Origin of the sequence: Mycobacterium sp. 852002-51163_SCH5372311 (assembly GCF_001667115.1) — a bacterium.
In the GTDB taxonomy this organism is placed as follows: Bacteria; Actinomycetota; Actinomycetes; order Mycobacteriales; family Mycobacteriaceae; genus Mycobacterium.
In genome coordinates, this window is sequence record NZ_LZIJ01000014.1 from 74,541 (window position 1) to 93,163 (window position 18,623).

Sequence of the window (18,623 nt, forward strand, 5' to 3'; positions counted from 1 at the left end):
GACGCAATTCGCGTGCGTCTCGATCTCCTGACCGCGCTGCGCGCTGCGCCTGCATATCCTGAACGCGTGCGGGGCGACGGTGACGGATGGGTTGTCTCCGACAGCGGCGTCCATTACTGGGGCAGATACGGCGCGGCCGGCCTGCTGCTGCGGGCGCCGCAGCCCGACGGCACGCCCGCGGTGCTGTTGCAGCATCGGGCGGTGTGGAGTCATCAGGGCGGCACCTGGGGCCTGCCGGGTGGTGCGCGCGACAGTCACGAATCTCCGGAACAGACCGCGGTCCGCGAAGCCAATGAGGAGGCGGGACTGGTTGCCGAGCAGCTCGCCGTGCGGGCGGCAGTGAAGACGGTCGAGGTAGTCGGTAGGGACGGCACCAAGTGGAGCTACACCACGGTCGTCGCCGATGCCGTCGAGCGGCTGCGCACCGTGCCCAACCGGGAGAGCGCCGAGTTGCGCTGGGTTCCCGAGAACGCGGTGGCTGATCTACCGCTGCACCCCGGTTTCGCCGACAGCTGGCAGCGGCTGCGCACGGCGCCGGCTACCGTGCCGCTGGACAACGGAGACGAACGACGGCAGCGCCTGCCGCGCACCGTCGAGATCGAGCACGGCGTCTTCGTCTGGTGCATGCCCGGCGACGTAAATCAGGCACCGGCGCAGCTCAGTCCCCGAATCAGCTCGCTGCTGCAAGCGCTGAACTGAGCCGCTCGGCCGCGGCGCGTGGATCCTCGGCCGCGGTGATCGCGCGCACCACCACGATCCGGCGGGCGCCGGCCTCGAGCACGTCGGGCAGCCGCTGCGCGTCGATTCCGCCGATGGCGAACCAGGGTTTGTCCGGCCGCATCCCCGCGGCGGCCCGTACCAGCGGCAATCCCGCCGCCGCGCGGCCCGGCTTGGTCGGGGTGGGCCAGCAGGGGCCGACGCAGAAATAGTCACCGTCGGCGGCCTTCAAGGCGTCAGCGACCTGGCCGGGATCGTGGGTGGACAGGCCGATCAGCGTGTCCGGCCCGACGATCTCGCGCGCCACCGCCGGTGGCAGGTCGCCCTGCCCGAGGTGCAGCACGTCCGCCCGGGCCGCGCGGGCAATGTCGGCGCGGTCGTTGACCGCGAACAGGGCGCCGTGCCGGCGGGCGGCGTCGGCGAGAACCTCGCAGGCGGCCAGCTCGCCACGCGCCTCCAGCGGGCCGAACCGCTGCTCACCCGTCGAACCCTTGTCCCGCAGCTGGATGATGTCGACGCCGCCGGCCAGGGCTGCATCGGCGAACTCGGCCAGGTCGCCGCGCTCTCGGCGGGCGTCGGTGCACAGGTAGAGCCTCGCCGTCCGCAAACGTTCGTGCACATCGCGACGGTAGCGCGCTAGCGTGGAAGCTTGTAGGCACGGGAGTCCCGGGGTAACCAGCGGGACTGAGAGTGGGCGCGATCGGTACAGCCGGACCTGCCCTTACCGTCACACCTGATCCGGGTCATGCCGGCGAAGGGAGCGAGGATGCATTCGTTAGCCGTTATCGGCGGCGGCGTGATTGGTCTGGCGGTGGCACGCCGCGCGGCGCGGGACGGATGGTCTGTCCGGGTGCACCGCACCGGCGAGCGGGGCGCGTCCTGGGTTGCCGGCGGCATGCTGGCCCCACACAGCGAGGGCTGGCCCGGCGAGGAACGGTTGCTCAGGCTGGGTCTGGAGTCTTTGCGGTTGTGGCGCGGGGGCGGCTTCACCGACGGGCTGCCGCCGGAGGTGATCACCGCCCGCGAGTCGCTGGTGGTGGCCGTGGACCAAGCCGACGTGGCCGACCTGCATACCGTCGCCGACTGGCTCTCCGAGCAGGGCCACCCGGTCGTCTGGGAGCCGGCCGCACGAAACCTCGAACCGCTGCTGGCACAAGGCATCCGGCACGGTTTTCGGGCGCCGACCGAATTGGCGGTGGACAACCGCGCGGTGCTCGATGCGTTGTCCACCGATTGCGAGCGCCTTGGCGTCCGGTGGGCGGAACCGGTCGACGACCTGTCTCGCGTTCACGACGACGCTGTGGTGATCGCCAACGGCGTTGACGCACCGTCGCTTTGGCCAGGTCTGCCGATACGTCCGGTTAAGGGTGAAGTGTTACGGCTGCGCTGGCGCAGGGGCTGTATGCCGTTGCTGCAGAGGGTGATTCGTGCCAGAGTCCATGGACGTCAGATATATCTGGTGCCGCGGTCCGACGGCGTGGTGGTGGGCGCCACCCAGTACGAGCACGGCCGCGACACGGCACCGGTTGTGTCGGGGGTGCGCGACCTGCTCGACGATGCGTGTGCGGTGCTGCCGGCGCTGGGTGAGTACGAGTTGGCCGAGTGTGCCGCCGGGTTGCGCCCGATGACACCCGACAACCTGCCGATCGTGCGGCGCCTGGACGAACGGACCCTGGTCGCAGCCGGCCACGGCCGATCGGGATTCCTGTTGGCACCGTGGACCGCCGAACAGATTGCGGCCGAACTAGCTCCCGTCGGAGTTGGCGCATGATCGTCATGGTCAACGAGCAGCAGGTCGAGGTCGACGACCGGACCACAGTGGCAGCGCTGTTGGAGTCACTGGGCTTTCCGGAGCGGGGTATCGCGGTAGCGCTGGATCAGACGGTTTTACCCCGATCCGACTGGACGACAAGGCTTGTCGAGTTTACTGCGCCTATACGACTCGAGGTGGTGACGGCGGTGCAAGGTGGTTGATTCGAAGCTGACGATCGGTGACCGCAGCTTCGCCTCGCGGCTCATCATGGGAACCGGTGGAGCTACCAACCTCGCGGTGCTGGAAGAGGCGCTGATCGCGTCGGGAACCGAGCTGACCACCGTCGCGATCCGCCGCGTTGACGCCGAAGGTGGGACCGGGCTGCTCGACCTGCTCAATCGGCTGGGCATCACGCCGCTGCCCAACACCGCGGGGTGTCGCAGCGCCGCCGAGGCTGTGCTCACCGCACAGCTGGCCCGCGAGGCGCTCAACACCAACTGGGTCAAGCTCGAAGTCATCGCGGACGAACGCACCCTGCTGCCCGACGGTGTCGAATTAGTCAGAGCTGCAGAACATTTGGTGGACGACGGATTCGTGGTGCTGCCCTACACCAACGACGACCCGGCATTGGCGCGCCGCCTGGAGGACACCGGATGTGCCGCCGTGATGCCGCTGGGCGCGCCGATCGGTACTGGCCTCGGCATCACCAACCCGCACAACATCGAAATGATCGTTGCTCAGGCCGGCGTTCCGGTGGTGCTCGATGCCGGGATCGGCACGGCGAGCGATGCCGCACTGGCGATGGAATTGGGTTGCGACGCTGTGTTGTTGGCCAGCGCGGTGACCCGCGCCGCCGACCCGCCGGCGATGGCCACGGCTATGGCTGCCGCCGTCAGCGCGGGCTATCTGGCGCGTAGGGCCGGGCGGATCCCTAAACGCTTCTGGGCGCAGGCATCCAGCCCGCAGCGATGAAACACTATGTAGCACTTGGAAGTTCGATGGCCGCCGGACCGGGGATCCGACCCGGCGCCGACGGAGCGCCGTGGCGGGCCGGCCGATCGGCACGTAACTACCCTCACCTGATCGCCGAAAAACTGAACCTCGACCTGACCGACGTCACCTATTCCGGTGCCACCACCGCGCACGTGCTCGCCGAGCGGCAGCACGGCTCACCGCCGCAAATCACGGCGCTGGACGGCACGGAGACGCTGATCACCGTCACCATCGGCGGCAACGACGTCGGCTACATTCCGTTGTTGATGGCCGCGTCGTTACCGGCGGCAGTGCGCAGACTTCCGCTGCTCGGCGGACGCGTAGCTGAGCTGCTGGATCGCGACAAGCGGGACCGCGATCTGGCCCAGGTGCTCGATTCGTTGTGCGCGGTCGGCCGCGCATTGCGCGAGCGCGCCCCTAAGGCACGGATCATGTTTGTCGACTACCTGACGGTGCTGCCGCCTGCTGGCGAGTCCGCGGTGCCGCTTTCGCGAGCCGACGCAGAACTGGGTCGCCACGTGGGGGCCACTTTGGAAAGGCTCACAGCCGAAGCCGCCGCGGCAACGAAGTGCGAGATCGTCCGCGCCGGAACGGCCAGCAGAGCCCATCATGCGTGGTCTGCTGAGCCCTGGACGACGAGACCCGGTGTGCCCGTGCCGTTTCGGCCCTCGCCGCTGCATCCCAACGCTGCCGGCATGCGCGCCGTGGCGGAGTTGGTTTTGGACCAGATGTAGCCGACTGGTGGCGCTCAACCGTTGGTGCGCCACCACTGGTAGAGCGCCGCGGTGTCGCCGTTGGCCGCACGGATGAGGCTCATCACGTTCTTGCCGTCGGTGGTCCAGATGACTTCGGCTTGGCCCTGATAGGTCCCGCATGCCACCTGCCCGGCAGGGTCGTTGGAGCTGCCCTGGTGCCATGTCGTGGGCGACTTGGCGTCTCCGCAATTGGTCAGTGTGTCGGAGCCGATGCTGGTGGTGAACGAACTGTTCAGATCGCTGCTGGTGTTGAAGAGCAAGTATTTGGCGAAGACCGGCCCGCCCGGTTCGGAGTTTTGCCCGCACTGCATCACGGCGAGCACACCGCTGGGCGGTGCTTGGGGAGTGCAGTTGCTGGCGCTGTAGCCCTTGGACAGGTTGGTGACGAGCGTGTCATTGGGGTCTGCGTTAGCGATGCCCGTACCGAAGCAGGCAAAGCCGCCCACGAGCGTTGCAGCGGTCGCGGCTCGCAGCGCGTTGATGCGGTGAGACATCTTTGGCTCCTTAGGTTGACGGACTCGCGGCGGCCGCCGCACTTCCAGAAGCGTGTTTTGATCGGCGGCCAGAAGCGGGGGGATCCCAAGAAGGATCGTAGGGCTACGTCGGGGCCACGCAACACATTCCGCTAGAAATTATCTGTCTGGGAATTGATCGCGGATTGCCAGAACGTAGGTTGCTTTGCCGAGAATTCAAAGCACTCAACGAGTCTCATTTCGGAGGTATTCGCCTCAGTGCAGACAGGTTATGCGCCTGGTGCGTCCCCGTCATAGCGTTCATGGCAAGGCAGCGACGGGATTTGCGATTAAGGATGCCAGGGTGACGGGGCTCGGGTATGGTAAGCACCGTTTCACGCCAGCTAACCTCTCGCGACTGGAGAATCGATGACACAGCCACCACCTCCGCCCGGATACCCGCCGCAGCAACCGGGCGGGCAAGCGCCGAACAACTACCTGGTATGGGCCATTTTGACGACGTTGTTCTGTTGCCTCCCGTTCGGGGTCGTTGCCATCGTCAAGTCGAGCCAGGTCAACGGGTTGTGGGCGCAGGGCCAATACGCCGAGGCGCAGGCTTCCGCCGAAGCTGCCAAGAAGTGGTCGATGTGGGCGGCGATCGCCGGGGTTGTCGCGGGCGTTATCTACGCGATCATCGCGATTGCGGGCGGCATGCTCGCGTCCAACCAAAGCGCGGCGATGCTCGGCATGCTGTTCTAAGCCGGGCGCGCTCATGGTGACCCGCCAGGGGCTGGTGCCGCGGAGTCTGGCCGCGCCACTGTTGGTGGCCGCGTCGACGACGGTGGTGTGCGCGGCCATCTGGGTGGGTGATCCGACGACTCCGCACGGTCCGCTGCCGGTATGCCCGACGAAGGCTCTGTTGGGTATCGACTGTCCTGGGTGCGGCAGCCTGCGGATGCTGTATTCGCTCATGCACGGCAATGTGTTGGCGGCCGCCAGGTTCAACGCTCTGGGCCTGGTGGCGCTGGCATTTTTGGCGTGGGCGTATCTGGCTTGGACTTACGGCCGGCTGACGGGCCGGCAGATCAGGAGCTGGCAGCACCAGCGCTGGGCGGCGGCGGTGACACTGGTGTTGACAGTGGCTTGGTTTGTGGTGCGCAACATTCCGTTTCCGCCATTCAGCGGACTATTCGTCTGACGGTGTCTGTGCCGGGGCTATCAAGCGCGGGTCCCGAACGGCTAACCTTGGGCGCGATGCTGAACAAATCTAGGACTTTCGCGCTGGTCGCCGTCGTCGCCCTCACTTTGATGCTGACCGGCTGCACCCATGGGAAGGACAAGGCCGCGGGGCCCAACGGCGATCCGGCCGCGGCCGAGTTCGCCAGCACTTTGCGCAACAAAGTCACCACCGACGCGATGATGAAGCACCTGTCCAAGCTGCAGGACATCGCGAATGCCAACAACGGTACCCGCGCGGTGGGCACCCCGGGCTATGAAGCCAGCGTCGACTATGTGGTTAAGGTGTTGCGCGACAGCGGTTTCGACGTGCAAACGCCCGAGTTTTCCGCCCGCGTCTTCCATGCCGAAAAGGGGTCACTCACCGTCGGTGGCAAGACCCTGGAGGCGCGTGCGCTCGACTACAGTCTGGCTACCCCGCCTGAGGGGGTTACCGGGCCACTGGTGGCCGCGCCGGCCGACGACAGTCCGGGCTGTACGCCGTCGGACTACGACGGGTTGCCGGCGCAAGGGGCGGTGGTGCTGGTCAATCGCGGCAACTGTCCGTTCTCGCAGAAGGAGGACGCCGCGGTACAGCGCGGAGCCGTAGCCATGGTCGTGGTCGACAACGTCGACGAGGAACGCATGGGCGGCACCCTTGGGGCCAACACCGACGTCAAAATCCCCGTGGTGGCCGTCACCAAGTCAGACGGCATACTGCTGCACGGCCTGACCGGGCCGGCCACCGTCAAGCTCAATGCGAACACCCAAAGTTTCAAGGCCCGCAACATCATCGCGCAGACCAAGACCGGGTCCACCAACGACGTGGTGATGGCCGGGGCGCATCTGGACAGTGTGCCCGCGGGGCCGGGCATTAACGACAACGGGTCCGGCGTCGCTGCGATCCTGGAAACGGCTGTGCAACTGGGCAATTCGCCACACGTGCGCAACGCGGTGCGGTTCGGCTTCTGGGGTGCGGAGGAACTCGGATTGATCGGGTCGCGGAATTACGTCGAGTCACTGGACCTCGACGCGCTCAAACACATTGCGCTGTATCTGAACTTCGACATGCTGGCGTCGCCCAACCCGGGTTATTTCACCTACGACGGCGACCAGTCAATGCCGGCCAAGGACCGCGGCCAGCCGGTGGTACCCGAAGGTTCGGCGGGAATCGAGCGCACGCTGGTCGCCTACCTGAAGGCGGCGGGAAAGACCGCGCAAGACACCTCGTTCGACGGCCGTTCCGACTACGACGGGTTCACGCTGGCCGGGATCCCGTCGGGCGGTCTGTTCTCCGGCGCCGAGAACAAGAAGTCCGAAGAACAAGCCAAGCTGTGGGGCGGAACCGCGGGCGAGCCGTTCGATCCCAACTACCACCAGAAGGGCGACACCCTCGAGCACATCGATCGCACCTCGCTGGGCATCCAAGGTGGCGGGGTGGCCTACGCGGTGGCGCTGTACGCGCAGGACCTTGGTGGGCACAACGGCGTTCCGGTCATAGAGGACCGTACGCGGCACGTGCTCGTCAAGCCATGATGCCGGCGATAGTCCGAAGCCTGGGTGCGGCGCTGCTGATAGCTGGGCTGGCGGGGTGCTCGTCGCCACGGCCGGTGCCGCCGCCTGCCGCGCCGGACTTCGGTCGCGCGCTGGCGGCGAAGGTGACGGCGGACCGGATGTACACCCACCTACACGCGTTGCAGGATATTGCCAACGCCAACAAAGGGAACCGGGCCCAGGGCACACGGGGCTTCGACGCCAGCGTCGACTACGTATCGAAGACGTTGCGCGCCAAGGGATTTGACGTGTCGACGCCGCAATTCGAGCGGTTGTACGCGGTATCGGCCGGGAAGCCGTCGCTGACGGTTGCCGGCCGCAGCTACCCGGTGGACCAGGCGTCGCTGCTGGTTCAGACACCGCCCGGCGGGCTGACCGGCCAGCCGGTCCGGCCCGCGCAAGCGTCCGGCTGCGAGCCCACCACCTACCCGGCCGAGGTGCCGAAGGGTGCTATCGCAGTAGTCGACGACAGCCGCTGCTCGGTAGTGGTCAAACAGGAGAGTGCGAAGGCCAGGGGCGCCGCGGCGCTCATCGTGATCAGCCGTCCCAACGGTGCGGGTGCTCCGCCGACCCTGTTCAATGCCGGGTACTACAACGAACTGACCCTGCCCGTCGCAGTCGTCGGCGCCGGCGGCGCCACCGCGCTGGAGCGGGCCAGCGCGCCGGTGCGATTGGTGCTGGACGCCGAAACCCGCAAGGTCACCTCGCGAAATGTGCTGGCTCAGACCAAAACCGGCAAGCCGGACGAGGTGGTGATGGTCGGGACACATCTCGACAGCGCGCGGGATAGCCCGGGCGTCAACAACGGTGGCTCGGGAGTGGCCGCGGTGCTGGAAACTGCCTTGCAAATGGGCCCTTTGGCGCCGGTGACCAATGCGGTGCGCTTCGTCTTCTGGGGAGCCGCCGAGGACGGACTCAACGGCGCTACCGATTATGTCTTCGGCCTGGACCGGGATCGACTCAACGACATCGCGCTGTACCTGAACTTCGACATGCTGGGTTCGGCCAACGCCGGCTTCTTCACCGACGACGGCGACCAGTCCGGGCCGCCCGGATCCGGTGTGGCGGCTTCGGATGTGCCCGAAGGCTCGGCCGGCATCGAGCGCACCCTGGCCGGCTATTTGAACCTGGCCGGGAAGCGGCCCGCCGACATGCCTTTGAACACCCGGACCGACTATCACCCGTTCCTGGTCGCGGGCGTTCCGATCGGAGGAATGAACACCGGCGCCTCGCAGCCGAAAACCACCGTGCAGGCGCGGCTTTGGGGCGGCCAGGCCGGCGTCTGGCTCGACCCCAACTATCAGAGCCCTCGTGACACCATCGACAACATCAATCGGGAAGCGTTGGCGGTCATGGGTTCTGGGGTGGCTTTCGCAGTGGGAACCTACGCGGAGTCGATCGGGGGCGTCAACGGCGTCCCGCCCCGCGACAAGCGGCATCGCGCCCGGATGCCGTGAATGCGCTGTCAGGCTCCCGAGTACGGTGTGGCTATGCCTGAAGGCGAACGCTTTGAACAGCGAGCTGCAGCGGTGATTGACGCCCTACAGCGTCGCGGCGCGATCTTCGCGTACCTACACGGAAGCCGTGCTGCGGGCACCGGCAAACCGGACTCTGATATGGACGTCGCGGCCTACTTTGACGGACACCCCCCAGCGGCATTCGAGCTGCTTCTGCCTCCCGAGGTCGATCTACTGGTGCTCAATCAGGCTCCCCTCGAGCTTGCTGGACGTGTCGCGGTGAACGGAAAGCTCCTCTTTGAGAGGGATGCGAGTGCTCGCGTTGCGTGGGAGGCGACGACTCGCAAGATCTACTTCGATGAATTGCCGCGGATGACCCGTGCCCATAAGGAATTCGCGGAAACGGTGTTGCGCCGTGGTCGATAGCGTTCGGGTTCTCAGACTGCTGCGCAGTATCACCGATGATTTGGACGTTTTGCGCCGGGAATCCAAGGCTGGCGAGGATCGTCGCTCCGATCCGATGTGGCTGCGCGGCGTGAAGTACACCTTCCTCACGGCCATAGAAGCGGGCATCGATGTGGCGCAACACATCTGCTCGGCGCAAGGTTGGGGCCCACCGGCCGACAACGGCGACGCAATGAAGTTACTGGGACGCCATGGCGTGCTGAGCGCTGAGGGTTCGGATGCGATGCGCAAGGCAGTTGGTTTCCGCAATGTGCTCGTGCACGAGTATGTGAAGGTGTCCGACGAGATCGTAACTTCCAGACTTGAGGATCTGTCCGACCTTGATCAATTTGTCGGGCGAGTGACGGCTTTTGTCTCGGACGAACGCGCCGACCGGTAGCCTCGCCGCACAAGCTCGATGACCTCGTGGCCGGGATTCCATGCATGTCGCGTTGTTCTTAGCTGAGACCTCGGTTTGTGCTACTACGGTAAACCGGGCGTTCTAAGATGGGTTCTCCTTCAGTTTGCTGTACACGCCGGTCGGGACGGGGTTGGTCAATGAATAGCCACGTGCGGAAGCTATGTCGACTGCGGGGTGGTCGCTCTCGGGCAGCAATCGCGGGCACACGAGCGGCGTTCGCCTGCGCCGCGGCGACACTCATGGTTGCGGGATGCACCACTTTCGTCGACGGGCGCGCACTGTCGATGCTCAACGATCCATTCCGCGTCGGTGGTCTGCCCGCGACCAACGGGCCGAGCGGCGCCCGCTCGAACGCACCCGCACCGACCGGCACGGTGGTCAACACCAACAACGGGCCGATCGACAAGTTGTCGCTGCTCTCGCTCAACGACATCGAGGAGTACTGGAAGGCGAACTACAACGGGTCGCTGAAGGGATCTTTCAAGCCGCTCGACAAGTACGTCTCGTACGACTCCACCGATCCGCGAAGCCCGATCATCTGTCACAACGAGACCTACAAAATGCCCAATGCGTTCTTCACCTCCCGGTGCAACCTGATCGCCTGGGACCGTGGAGATTTCATGGCCGCCGCGCAAAAGTATTTCGGCGACATGTCCGTCAACGGCGTATTGGCACACGAGTTCGGACATGCGCTGCAGAACATGGCCAAATTGGTGACGCGAAGTACCAAGACGATCGTCAAGGAGCAGCAGGCCGACTGTTTCGCCGGCGTCTACCTGTTCAATGTGGCAGATGGCAAGTCGAAGCGCTTCGCGCTGAGCACGGCCGACGGGCTCGACCATGTGCTGGCCGGCATCATCACCACCCGCGACCCGGTAATGGACTCCGATACACCCAACGACGACGAACACGGCTCGGCTCTGGACCGGGTCAGCGCCTTCCAGATGGGCTTTATCACGGGCACTCAGGCTTGCGCCGCCATCGACCTGAAGGAAATCGAGCAGCGTCGCGGCGACTTGCCGAAGACCCTGCGGCGAGACCCCAATGGCGACCCGGAGACCGGTGAGGTCCCGATCAACGAAGACACCTTGTCGACCCTGATGGAGCTGTTGGGGAAGATCTTCAACCCCAGGCAAGCACCGACGTTGTCGTACAAGCCGGCCGATTGCTCCGACGCGAAATCCAGTCCGCCGGCGTCCTACTGCCCTGCCACCAACACCATCGTGGTCGACCTGCCCTCACTGGCTGCGATGTCGAAGGTTGCCGGCATGAAACAGCACTCGCTGCCCCAAGGCGACGACACCGCGCTGTCCATCGTGATGTCGCGATACGCGCTGGCGGTGCAACATGAACGCGGTCTGCCGATGCAGAGTCCGTGGACGGCGCTGCGCACCGCCTGCCTGACCGGCGTCGTGCACCGCAAGATGGCCGAACCGATCGAGTTGCCTTCCCAGAAGTCGCTTTTGCTGACGGCGGGTGACCTGGACGAGGCCGTCTCCGGGTTGCTGACCAACCGTCTGGTCGCCAGCGACGCCGACGGTTCCACCGTGCCGGCCGGATTCACTCGCATAGCGGCGTTCCGCGGCGGAGTGATCGGCAATATGGACGCCTGTTACTCGCGGTATCCGGGATAGGTTGCCACCGGTCAGAAGTGTCGAGCGATCTCCGGGTGTGGGACGTAGTGCGGCGGCTCCGCGTCTTCTCTTGCCTGCTGGTCGTTGTGCACCCACTTCACCAGAAACCCGGTGACCAGTAGCCAACCGATGACAACGGTGGGAATGGCCCAGATGCGACGGAGCAGCACCGCATTACCGCACTGGGTGACGAAGTCGTGACCGTGGGTCTCGGCGGCCTGGTTGAGGTTGGAATGGAATCCGTTGCCGCAGCTGACCTTGATGCCGTACATGTCGTATGCGTTGAGGTGGACCGGATACAGCATCGCGCCCAGCCCGAAGGCCGCCAGCAGCACTCCGGCGATCCCGATGTACATCAGACGATGAGTCACGCCTTCTCCTTGGATGTTAATTGCAGATTTGGCCGCTCGACGCTCAGGTCATGCACACGTTCGCGAACAGCAGGACCGGCCAGGACACGATCGAACCCAGGAAGGACACCGCCAGGTCGGCTCCGTGCATTTGGCTCAGATGCTGGGTGTGCGTCGCCGACCAGATGGTGCCTATCAGCAGATACGGTGTGCCGAGGACCAGCCCGAGGACGATGAGCTGGCCGATGGTGACCTCGAAGTCAAGCGCTTGGCGAATCTTCTGCAGCATATGCGTCCTCTCGGCAGTTTGTCGGTGGCCGTCGGAACCTCTGAAATTCCTCGGGCCGGGCCGCCGCGCTTCCGTTATGTTAATGGAGATTCTTGTTCGGCGAAAGGCCGGAGGGTTTGGAAACCCCGTTTCGGGGCTATCGTGAAGCGGTGTCGACCGCCCACGCCCCGACCGGCTTGCCCGGCGAACAGACAGCGGGCATCCGGCGACGGCCCAAAGACCGCAAGGCGCAGATCGCGCGCGCATCCGCTGAGGCATTCAGCGCGCAGGGCTATCACGCGGTCAGCATGGAGACCATCGCCGCCAAAGTCGGAATCTCGGCGGCCGCGTTGTACCGCCACTATGACGGCAAGTACGACCTGTTCCGCGGCGCCGTGCTGGATCTGAGTCAGCAACTGGTCGACTGTACCGATATCGAGGAGCTCGACGATCCGGCCGCGATGCTGGACCAACTGATTGCCGCACTTGTCGACGCCACCCTGGACAACCGCGACTCCGGCGGCCTCTACCGCTGGCAGGCCCGCTATCTGCGCGCCGAGGACCAGGCCACGCTGACCGATCAACTCAAGTTGGTGAACCGGCGAATCCAGAAGCCGCTCACGAAGATTCGGCCGGACCTGGTGTCCACGCAGCGGTGGATGCTCTCGGCCGGGGTGCTCAGCGTGATCGGCAGCATCGTCGACCATAGCGCTCGGTTGCCCGCCGACGATATTCGTGCGCTGCTGGCCGAGGCTGCCGCGGCGATCCTCGGTGCCGAGCTGCCGCACCCAAGAGATGTGATTCCCCGTCCGGTCTCGTGGCGGATCTTCGCGGAGGACGCCGGCGTCTACGAAGCCTTGCTGCACGCCTCGATGGCCCTGTTCAGGGAGCGGGGTTACTCGGAGACCAGCATGGCGCAGATTGCCAAGGCCGCCGGGGTGCCGGTATCCGGGATCTACCGCTATTTCTCCGGCAAGTGCGAGATCCTGTCGACCGGGTTGCGGCGCGCGGCCGACCGGGTCTCGAGTCAGTTGTCACCGGTCCTGGCTGCGCTCACCGAGCCCCGCCAGGCGCTGGTGCTGCTGATCGATGCTTACGTGGCAACGTCTTTCGCCAATCCGGAACTGGCCGCGGTCTACTACACCGAGCGAGTGAACCTGACACCGGCCGATCAGAGACTGCTGCACAATGTCCAGGAGTCCACGATCGATTCGTGGGTGCGGCTGCTGACGGCAGCGCGACCGTTGCTCGGGCCGATGCAAGCCCGTTTCCTGGTGCACGCCGCAATGGCGCTGGTGGTCGATCTGGGTCGCATGGTGAACCCGGACGGCGGGGCGGACGAATCGCCCTACACCCAGGCCTGTGTGCGAAAGCTGATGGAGCTCACGCTGTTCGGCGAGGAGTCAGCCGTCAGAGAAGGCGCAGCGCCGCTTCGACAGCCAGGCCGGCGACGTCCAGGGTCTTCGATCCCAGATCGTGTCGCGCGCCGGTGATTTCGACGATCTCGGTCGGTGCGGCGATCAGCGCAGCGGCGTCGCGCACTTCCGTCGGCGTCCCGAACGGATCCGACGTGCCGTGGGTGAATACGGTGGGCACGCCGATGTCCGGCAGGTGTTCGGTCCGGGAACGTTCGGGCTTGCCCGGCGGATGGACCGGATAGGAGAACAACGTCAGCACCGCGATCTTGGTTGAAGGCACTTCGCGGGCGGCCACGACCATAGAGGTCAGCCGGCCACCGTAAGAATGGCCACCGGCGATCAGCGGGCCGTCGCCGAGCCCGCGACAAACTTCGATGGCCTCGACGATGCCCGCCCGGTCGGCGGCGGCCGAGCCGGACGGCGGGCCTTTGGGCCGGCGCCGCCGGTAGGGCAGGTTGTAGCGCACCGCCAGCCAGCCGCGGCGCGCCCATTCGTCGCAAACCTCTTGCAACAGTTTGGAATCCCGGTTTCCGCCGGCGCCGTGGGTCAGCACCACTATCCCCTGTGGGTGGGCATCCCCATCAGGCTGGTGGGCGACGCCCGCAATCCGCTCGAGACTCATCAGCCGAGCCGGAACAGTGGGGAGACCGGGCCATGGCCGTGGCCCAGTGGGTAAGCGGCGCGCAAGGATTCGGTGACCCACTGCTTCCCGAAAGCGACGGCGTCGGGAACGGTGTAGCCATGCGCGAGCGCACACACCACCGCGCTTGCCAGGGTGTCACCGCCACCGTGGTCGTTGCCGGTGCTGATCCGTTGCGCGTCGAACTCGTAGAAAGCCGTTCCGTCGTAAAGCAGGTCGCAGCTGTGCTGCGATGACCGCAGGTGCCCACCCTTGACCAGTGCCCACCGCGGGCCCAGCGCATGTACCGCTTTCGCTGCATCGCGCTGCGACTCGGCGTCGACCACGTCGATACCCACGATGAGGCGCACCTCGTCCAGATTCGGCGTCACCAACGTAGCCAGCGGAAACAATTGCGCGCGAAGCGAATCCAGTGCCGACGGCGCCAATAGCGCGTCCCCGTGCATGGACGCGCACACCGGGTCGACGACAAGCGGGACCGTCAACCCGAGTCGGCGCCAGGTGGCGGCCACGGTTGTGATGATGCTGGACGACGCGAGCATCCCGGTCTTGGCGGCCTGGATCCCGATATCGGTGACCACGGCTTCCATCTGGCCGGCCACCACGTCGTCAGGCACTTCGTGAAAACCCTTGACGCCCATAGTGTTCTGCACGGTAACCGCGGTGACTGCGACGCACGCGTGTACACCGAGCAACGACATCGTGCGCATGTCGGCCTGGATTCCTGCGCCGCCGCCGGAGTCCGAGCCCGCGATGGTGAGCACGCGCAGCGGTGTGGTGCCCGGCGGCGGCACGGGCAGGGTCGGAGGCGGGAAACTCACCGCTGGTTGATCGGCAGATACACCCGGTTGCCGTGTTCGGCGAACTCGCGTGACTTCTCGCTCATCGCCGCCTCGATCGCCTCCTCGCTTTCGAGTCCATGCGCCGCGGCGTAATCCCGCACATCCTGGGTGATCCGCATCGAGCAGAACTTCGGCCCACACATCGAGCAGAAGTGCGCGGTTTTGGCGGGCTCGGCCGGAAGTGTCTCGTCGTGGAATTCGCGTGCGGTGTCCGGATCCAGTGACAGCGCGAACTGGTCGGTCCAGCGGAACTCGAAACGTGCCGTGCTCAACGCGTCGTCGCGCTCCTGCGCGCGAGGATGACCCTTGGCGAGGTCGGCGGAATGCGCGGCGATCTTGTACGCGATCACCCCGTCCTTGACGTCCTTGCGATCCGGCAGTCCCAGGTGCTCCTTCGGGGTGACGTAGCACAGCATGGCGGTGCCCGCCTGAGCGATGATGGCCGCGCCGATGGCCGAGGTGATGTGGTCATAGGCCGGCGCGATATCGGTGGCCAGCGGACCCAGCGTGTAGAACGGGGCTTCCTCGCACAGCTCCTCTTCCAGCCGCACATTTTCCACGATCTTGTGCATCGGGATGTGCCCGGGGCCCTCGATCATCACCTGTGCCCCACGGGATTTCGCGATCTTGGTCAGTTCGCCCAAGGTGCGCAGCTCGGCGAACTGCGCGGCATCGTTGGCGTCGGCAATCGATCCCGGCCGCAGCCCGTCGCCGAGTGAGAAGGTGACGTCGTAGCGCGCGAAGATGTCGCAGAGTTCTTCGAAGTTGGTGTAGAGGAACGACTCCTGATGATGGGCCAGGCACCAGGCCGCCATGATCGACCCACCGCGGCTGACGATGCCGGTGACCCGCTTGGCGGTCAGCGGCACATAGCGCAGCAGCACGCCGGCGTGCACCGTCATGTAGTCCACACCCTGCTCGCACTGTTCGATCACGGTGTCGCGGTAGATCTCCCACGTCAGCTCGGTCGGGTCGCCCTTGGTCTTTTCCAGCGCCTGATAGATCGGCACGGTGCCGACCGGCACCGGCGAGTTGCGCAGGATCCACTCCCGGGTTTCGTGGATGTTCTTGCCGGTGGACAGGTCCATGATGGTGTCGGCGCCCCAGCGGGTGGCCCAAACCATCTTGTCGACCTCCTCGGCGATCGACGACGTCACCGCCGAGTTGCCGATGTTCGCGTTGACCTTGACCGCGAACGCCTTGCCGATGATCATCGGCTCGCTCTCGGGGTGGTTGTGGTTGGCGGGAATCACGGCGCGGCCGCGGGCCACCTCGTCGCGCACCAGCTCCGCCGGCATGTCTTCGCGGGCGGCAATGAACGCCATCTCGGCGGTGATTTCGCCGGCGCGGGCACGCTGCAGCTGAGTGCCGCGGTCGCGTACCACTCCCGGTCGCGCTGGTAACCCGGCCGCCAGGTCGATCACCGCTTCGGAGTCGGTGTAGGGCCCGGAGGTGTCGTAGAGATCGAAGTGGTCCCCGGTGGAAAGGTGCACCCGCCGGAATGGCACGCGCAGCCGCAGCTCGTCCGGGCCGGGCACCTCGCGGTAGGACTTGCTGCTGCCCGCGATGGGTCCGGTGGTCACCGAAGGCTCGACTGGCTTGGCCAAAACATCAGTCATGTCATCTCCCTACGCCGGCATTACCCGGTCAGGTTCCTACGGTCGACGGCCCCGAGCCGTCCTCTCAGCGCACTCGGCGTGCGCTCCCGCGTGTTTAGTTGGTGCGGTGTTTGATTGCCCGGCTCCTCCTCGGATCGTTGCGCGATCCGCATTGTCGCCGAGCTGTGGTCCACGCTACACGGAGATCGGCGGCCGACGTCGGGTCCGCGATGTTCGCCGTCTTGGTAGCCGGTGCCGCGGCGGAGTGGAATGATACGACCGTGCAGCAGTCAGCCCAGAAAGGTGCATCTGACAAGCGCGACCATCCGAACAACTCGGCGGTTGCCGGTCCCGGCCCGTACTTGAACGTCGGCAGCTTCCGCTTCTGGTTCGTCGGCCAGCGCTGGGAGTGGTCCGACGAGGTGGCGCGGATGCACGGGTACGAGCCCGGATCGGTGGTTCCGACTACCAAGCTCCTGCTCTCGCACAAGCATCCGGAGGATCGAGCGCACGTGCAGGATCTGCTCGACTACGCCTTACGGTCCGGCGAGTCGTTTTCGAGTCGGCACCGGTTCGTCGACACCGCCGGCAACGTGCACGACGCGATCGTGGTGGCCGATCGCATGCTGGACGACGCCGGAGCGGTGGTCGGCACCGCCGGCCATTACATCGACCTCACCAACACCTTCGACGAGACGCGCCAGGAGGTGCTCGACGAAGCCCTGCCGGACCTGTTCGAGAGCCGGGCGGCGATCGAGCAGGCCAAGGGGGTGCTGATGGCCGTCTACCGCGTCAGCCCCGACCAGGCTTTCCGTGTTCTGCAGTGGCGTTCGCAGGAGACGAATATCAAGTTGCGCGCGCTGGCGGCCCAGATCGTGGCGGAGGTGCCGGCCCTGCCGGCCATGTCGGCTGCCACCCAGAACCGCTTCGACCATCTGTTGCTGACGGTGCACGAGCGCATCGGTGCCGAATCCGGCTGACGGGCGCACTAGGTTCGGTAGGCTCTATCCGATTTCGGACGGTTGCGTGGCGTCGGGCTCCGCGTGTCGTCTAACGCGGAATTTCACGCATCCAAGGCGGAGAAACGCAATGGAACCGTTGGGGATCGATCTTGAGGCGCGCGAGGACGCGGTTGTGGTGCGCGTACGGGGCGACGTTGACTCCAGCACAGTCGACCAGCTGGTCGGCAACCTGATCGATGCGCTGGACATGGCCGGCGCTCAGCCGGCCCGGCTGCTCGTCATCGACTTACAGAAGGTGACCTTCTTCGGAAGCGCCGGATTGAACGCGATGCTCGACAGCCACGAGCAAGGCAAGGCGGCCGGGACGGCCGTTCGGCTGGTGGCCAGCCACGGTCAGGTGCTGCAACCGATAGAGGTGACGGAGCTGGACCGAATCCTGGACATCTATCCGACGTTCTCGGACGCGATGCGGGGCGTCAAACCCTTTGTGGATCCTGACGACGGCGAACGCGGCTATGCCGGCTGACCTGGTCAGACCTCTTCCATCGCCTCGCCGAGTTCCTCCAGGAGCTTGTTGTGATGGTTGCTCGCCAAGACGTGCCCGGCGGCGATCACCAGTGCGACCGGCCAGTCGATGAGCTCGAACGCGGCCAGGGCGGCCAGACCGGCGTAGTAGGCGAGTTGCTCGGGCCGCGGTATCTCCACCGGACCCACAACCGGCAGTTTCATGGCGAACGTTTCGCCCTCGCGGATCTGCTGCACGGCCTCACGCTGGGACGTTCCTCGCCGCGTCTTCTTTTCCGCCATCATTTGCCTTTCGGTAACTAAGGGTTTGCCACCGAGCCCGATCGTGCAATCACCGTGGGACATATGTCGAGGACCGACCAACTGGCCGATCCGCTGATTTCGCCGATCGCCTCGCTGCTGAATGCCCCGTTGCTGGAACTTTACGCGTTGTTGTGGCGCGCGGGCGTGGTCGAGATTGTGGAGACTCAGCGGGAGAATCCGCCTCGTCCGGCGACGGAGCGGAATCCGTCTGCTCTGGCTGCGGGCCGCGGTGAGCCAGCTCCCGATCGTCGAAGTACCGGCCGAGGATAGCGACCGCGATAGTCGCGGCGGTGGCGGCGCCCACCCCCTGGGCCCAGCCGAG

The 18,623-nt window shown here is 65.7% G+C and carries 24 protein-coding genes and 2 riboswitches; of the genes, 16 read left to right on the forward strand and 8 right to left on the reverse strand.

Annotated elements, in window-relative coordinates; translation table 11 throughout:
* Positions 1 to 66: 66 nt before the first annotated feature.
* Positions 67 to 699 carry an NUDIX hydrolase gene (locus tag A5791_RS01635; protein ID WP_067230147.1) on the forward strand — a complete coding sequence of 211 codons (633 nt, stop codon included), beginning with the start codon at positions 67 to 69 and terminating at the stop codon, positions 697 to 699.
* Here A5791_RS01635 and thiE read toward each other — a convergent pair.
* A complete protein-coding gene (thiE, locus tag A5791_RS01640; RefSeq protein WP_067229912.1) occupies positions 671 to 1,336 on the reverse strand; it encodes a thiamine phosphate synthase in 666 nt (221 codons plus the stop codon). The two genes, A5791_RS01635 and thiE, sit on opposite strands and share 29 nt — an antisense overlap.
* A 28-nt stretch (positions 1,337 to 1,364) precedes the next feature.
* A riboswitch (TPP riboswitch) is annotated at positions 1,365 to 1,494 on the forward strand.
* Here thiE and thiO point away from each other — a divergent pair.
* The 4 genes from thiO to A5791_RS01660 all read left to right on the forward strand — a co-directional run bounded on the left by thiO (position 1,484) and on the right by A5791_RS01660 (position 4,197).
* A complete protein-coding gene (thiO, locus tag A5791_RS01645; RefSeq protein WP_067229915.1) occupies positions 1,484 to 2,488 on the forward strand; it encodes a glycine oxidase ThiO in 1,005 nt (334 codons plus the stop codon). (Overlaps the previous riboswitch by 11 nt.)
* Positions 2,485 to 2,691 carry a sulfur carrier protein ThiS gene (gene thiS, locus A5791_RS01650; protein ID WP_067229919.1) on the forward strand — a complete coding sequence of 69 codons (207 nt, stop codon included), beginning with the start codon at positions 2,485 to 2,487 and terminating at the stop codon, positions 2,689 to 2,691. The genes thiO and thiS overlap by 4 nt, the downstream gene beginning before the upstream one ends.
* Positions 2,684 to 3,442, forward strand: a complete 759-nt coding sequence (locus A5791_RS01655) for a thiazole synthase (protein WP_067229922.1) — start codon at positions 2,684 to 2,686, stop codon at positions 3,440 to 3,442. The genes thiS and A5791_RS01655 overlap by 8 nt, the downstream gene beginning before the upstream one ends.
* Entirely contained in the window at positions 3,439 to 4,197 is a 759-nt protein-coding gene (locus tag A5791_RS01660) for an SGNH/GDSL hydrolase family protein (RefSeq protein WP_067229925.1), read from the forward strand. Before A5791_RS01655 ends, A5791_RS01660 begins: the two co-directional genes overlap by 4 nt.
* 14 nt (positions 4,198 to 4,211) lie before the next feature.
* Here the strand turns inward: A5791_RS01660 and A5791_RS01665 are convergent, their stop codons facing one another.
* Positions 4,212 to 4,712, reverse strand: coding sequence for a serine/threonine protein kinase (locus A5791_RS01665; protein ID WP_067229929.1), 501 nt, complete (start codon positions 4,710 to 4,712; stop codon positions 4,212 to 4,214).
* A 387-nt stretch (positions 4,713 to 5,099) separates the two neighbouring features.
* Between A5791_RS01665 and A5791_RS01670 the strand changes: the two genes are divergently transcribed.
* The 7 genes from A5791_RS01670 (at position 5,100) to A5791_RS01700 (ending at position 11,395) form a co-directional block, all read left to right on the forward strand.
* Entirely contained in the window at positions 5,100 to 5,429 is a 330-nt protein-coding gene (locus A5791_RS01670) for a CD225/dispanin family protein (protein ID WP_067229932.1), read from the forward strand.
* A gap of 13 nt (positions 5,430 to 5,442) precedes the next feature.
* Positions 5,443 to 5,868, forward strand: coding sequence for a DUF2752 domain-containing protein (locus A5791_RS01675; protein ID WP_067229936.1), 426 nt, complete (start codon positions 5,443 to 5,445; stop codon positions 5,866 to 5,868).
* A 110-nt stretch (positions 5,869 to 5,978) separates the two neighbouring features.
* Positions 5,979 to 7,421 carry a M28 family metallopeptidase gene (locus A5791_RS01680; RefSeq protein WP_231995769.1) on the forward strand — a complete coding sequence of 481 codons (1,443 nt, stop codon included), beginning with the start codon at positions 5,979 to 5,981 and terminating at the stop codon, positions 7,419 to 7,421.
* Positions 7,418 to 8,896: a M28 family peptidase gene (locus A5791_RS01685; protein ID WP_067229942.1), complete on the forward strand. Its 1,479-nt coding sequence runs from the start codon at positions 7,418 to 7,420 to the stop codon at positions 8,894 to 8,896. The genes A5791_RS01680 and A5791_RS01685 overlap by 4 nt, the downstream gene beginning before the upstream one ends.
* A 33-nt stretch (positions 8,897 to 8,929) precedes the next feature.
* Entirely contained in the window at positions 8,930 to 9,322 is a 393-nt protein-coding gene (locus A5791_RS01690; RefSeq protein ID WP_067230150.1) for a nucleotidyltransferase domain-containing protein, read from the forward strand.
* Positions 9,312 to 9,740 carry a DUF86 domain-containing protein gene (locus A5791_RS01695; RefSeq protein ID WP_067229946.1) on the forward strand — a complete coding sequence of 143 codons (429 nt, stop codon included), beginning with the start codon at positions 9,312 to 9,314 and terminating at the stop codon, positions 9,738 to 9,740. The genes A5791_RS01690 and A5791_RS01695 overlap by 11 nt, the downstream gene beginning before the upstream one ends.
* Before the next feature lie 260 nt (positions 9,741 to 10,000).
* Entirely contained in the window at positions 10,001 to 11,395 is a 1,395-nt protein-coding gene (locus tag A5791_RS01700; protein WP_156660942.1) for a peptidase, read from the forward strand.
* 11 nt (positions 11,396 to 11,406) lie between these two features.
* On the opposite strand, the gene A5791_RS01705 is transcribed toward A5791_RS01700, so the two are convergent.
* Together A5791_RS01705 and A5791_RS01710 are read right to left on the reverse strand one after the other, a co-directional pair.
* Positions 11,407 to 11,766, reverse strand: coding sequence for a hypothetical protein (locus A5791_RS01705; protein WP_067229950.1), 360 nt, complete (start codon positions 11,764 to 11,766; stop codon positions 11,407 to 11,409).
* A 43-nt stretch (positions 11,767 to 11,809) separates the two neighbouring features.
* Positions 11,810 to 12,034, reverse strand: a complete 225-nt coding sequence (locus A5791_RS01710) for a hypothetical protein (protein WP_067229954.1) — start codon at positions 12,032 to 12,034, stop codon at positions 11,810 to 11,812.
* A 200-nt stretch (positions 12,035 to 12,234) separates the two neighbouring features.
* On the opposite strand from A5791_RS01710, the gene A5791_RS01715 reads away from it, so the two are divergent.
* Entirely contained in the window at positions 12,235 to 13,506 is a 1,272-nt protein-coding gene (locus A5791_RS01715) for a TetR/AcrR family transcriptional regulator (RefSeq protein WP_082966686.1), read from the forward strand.
* Here the strand turns inward: A5791_RS01715 and A5791_RS01720 are convergent.
* The 3 genes from A5791_RS01720 to thiC are packed head-to-tail and all read right to left on the reverse strand — an operon-like array spanning position 13,424 to position 16,520.
* Entirely contained in the window at positions 13,424 to 14,053 is a 630-nt protein-coding gene (locus A5791_RS01720; protein WP_067229958.1) for an alpha/beta family hydrolase, read from the reverse strand. The genes A5791_RS01715 and A5791_RS01720 overlap by 83 nt on opposite strands.
* Positions 14,053 to 14,892 (reverse strand): bifunctional hydroxymethylpyrimidine kinase/phosphomethylpyrimidine kinase, encoded by an 840-nt coding sequence (gene thiD / locus A5791_RS01725; protein ID WP_067229961.1) that lies wholly within the window; start codon positions 14,890 to 14,892, stop codon positions 14,053 to 14,055. The genes A5791_RS01720 and thiD overlap by 1 nt, the downstream gene beginning before the upstream one ends.
* Positions 14,889 to 16,520 carry a phosphomethylpyrimidine synthase ThiC gene (gene thiC / locus A5791_RS01730; RefSeq protein ID WP_156660946.1) on the reverse strand — a complete coding sequence of 544 codons (1,632 nt, stop codon included), beginning with the start codon at positions 16,518 to 16,520 and terminating at the stop codon, positions 14,889 to 14,891. Before thiC ends, thiD begins: the two co-directional genes overlap by 4 nt.
* Positions 16,521 to 16,632: riboswitch (TPP riboswitch) on the reverse strand.
* Positions 16,633 to 16,873: 241 nt separating this feature from the next.
* Between thiC and A5791_RS01735 the strand changes: the two genes are divergently transcribed.
* Positions 16,874 to 17,491, forward strand: coding sequence for a PAS and ANTAR domain-containing protein (locus A5791_RS01735; protein WP_369828006.1), 618 nt, complete (start codon positions 16,874 to 16,876; stop codon positions 17,489 to 17,491).
* 109 nt (positions 17,492 to 17,600) lie between these two features.
* Entirely contained in the window at positions 17,601 to 17,999 is a 399-nt protein-coding gene (locus A5791_RS01740) for an STAS domain-containing protein (RefSeq protein ID WP_067229964.1), read from the forward strand.
* Between the two features lie 5 nt (positions 18,000 to 18,004).
* On the opposite strand, the gene A5791_RS01745 is transcribed toward A5791_RS01740, so the two are convergent.
* Positions 18,005 to 18,280, reverse strand: coding sequence for a hypothetical protein (locus A5791_RS01745; RefSeq protein ID WP_156660947.1), 276 nt, complete (start codon positions 18,278 to 18,280; stop codon positions 18,005 to 18,007).
* Between the two features lie 63 nt (positions 18,281 to 18,343).
* On the opposite strand from A5791_RS01745, the gene A5791_RS27430 reads away from it, so the two are divergent.
* Positions 18,344 to 18,571, forward strand: coding sequence for an Rv1535 domain-containing protein (locus A5791_RS27430; protein ID WP_255397595.1), 228 nt, complete (start codon positions 18,344 to 18,346; stop codon positions 18,569 to 18,571).
* Positions 18,572 to 18,623: the final 52 nt, after the last annotated feature.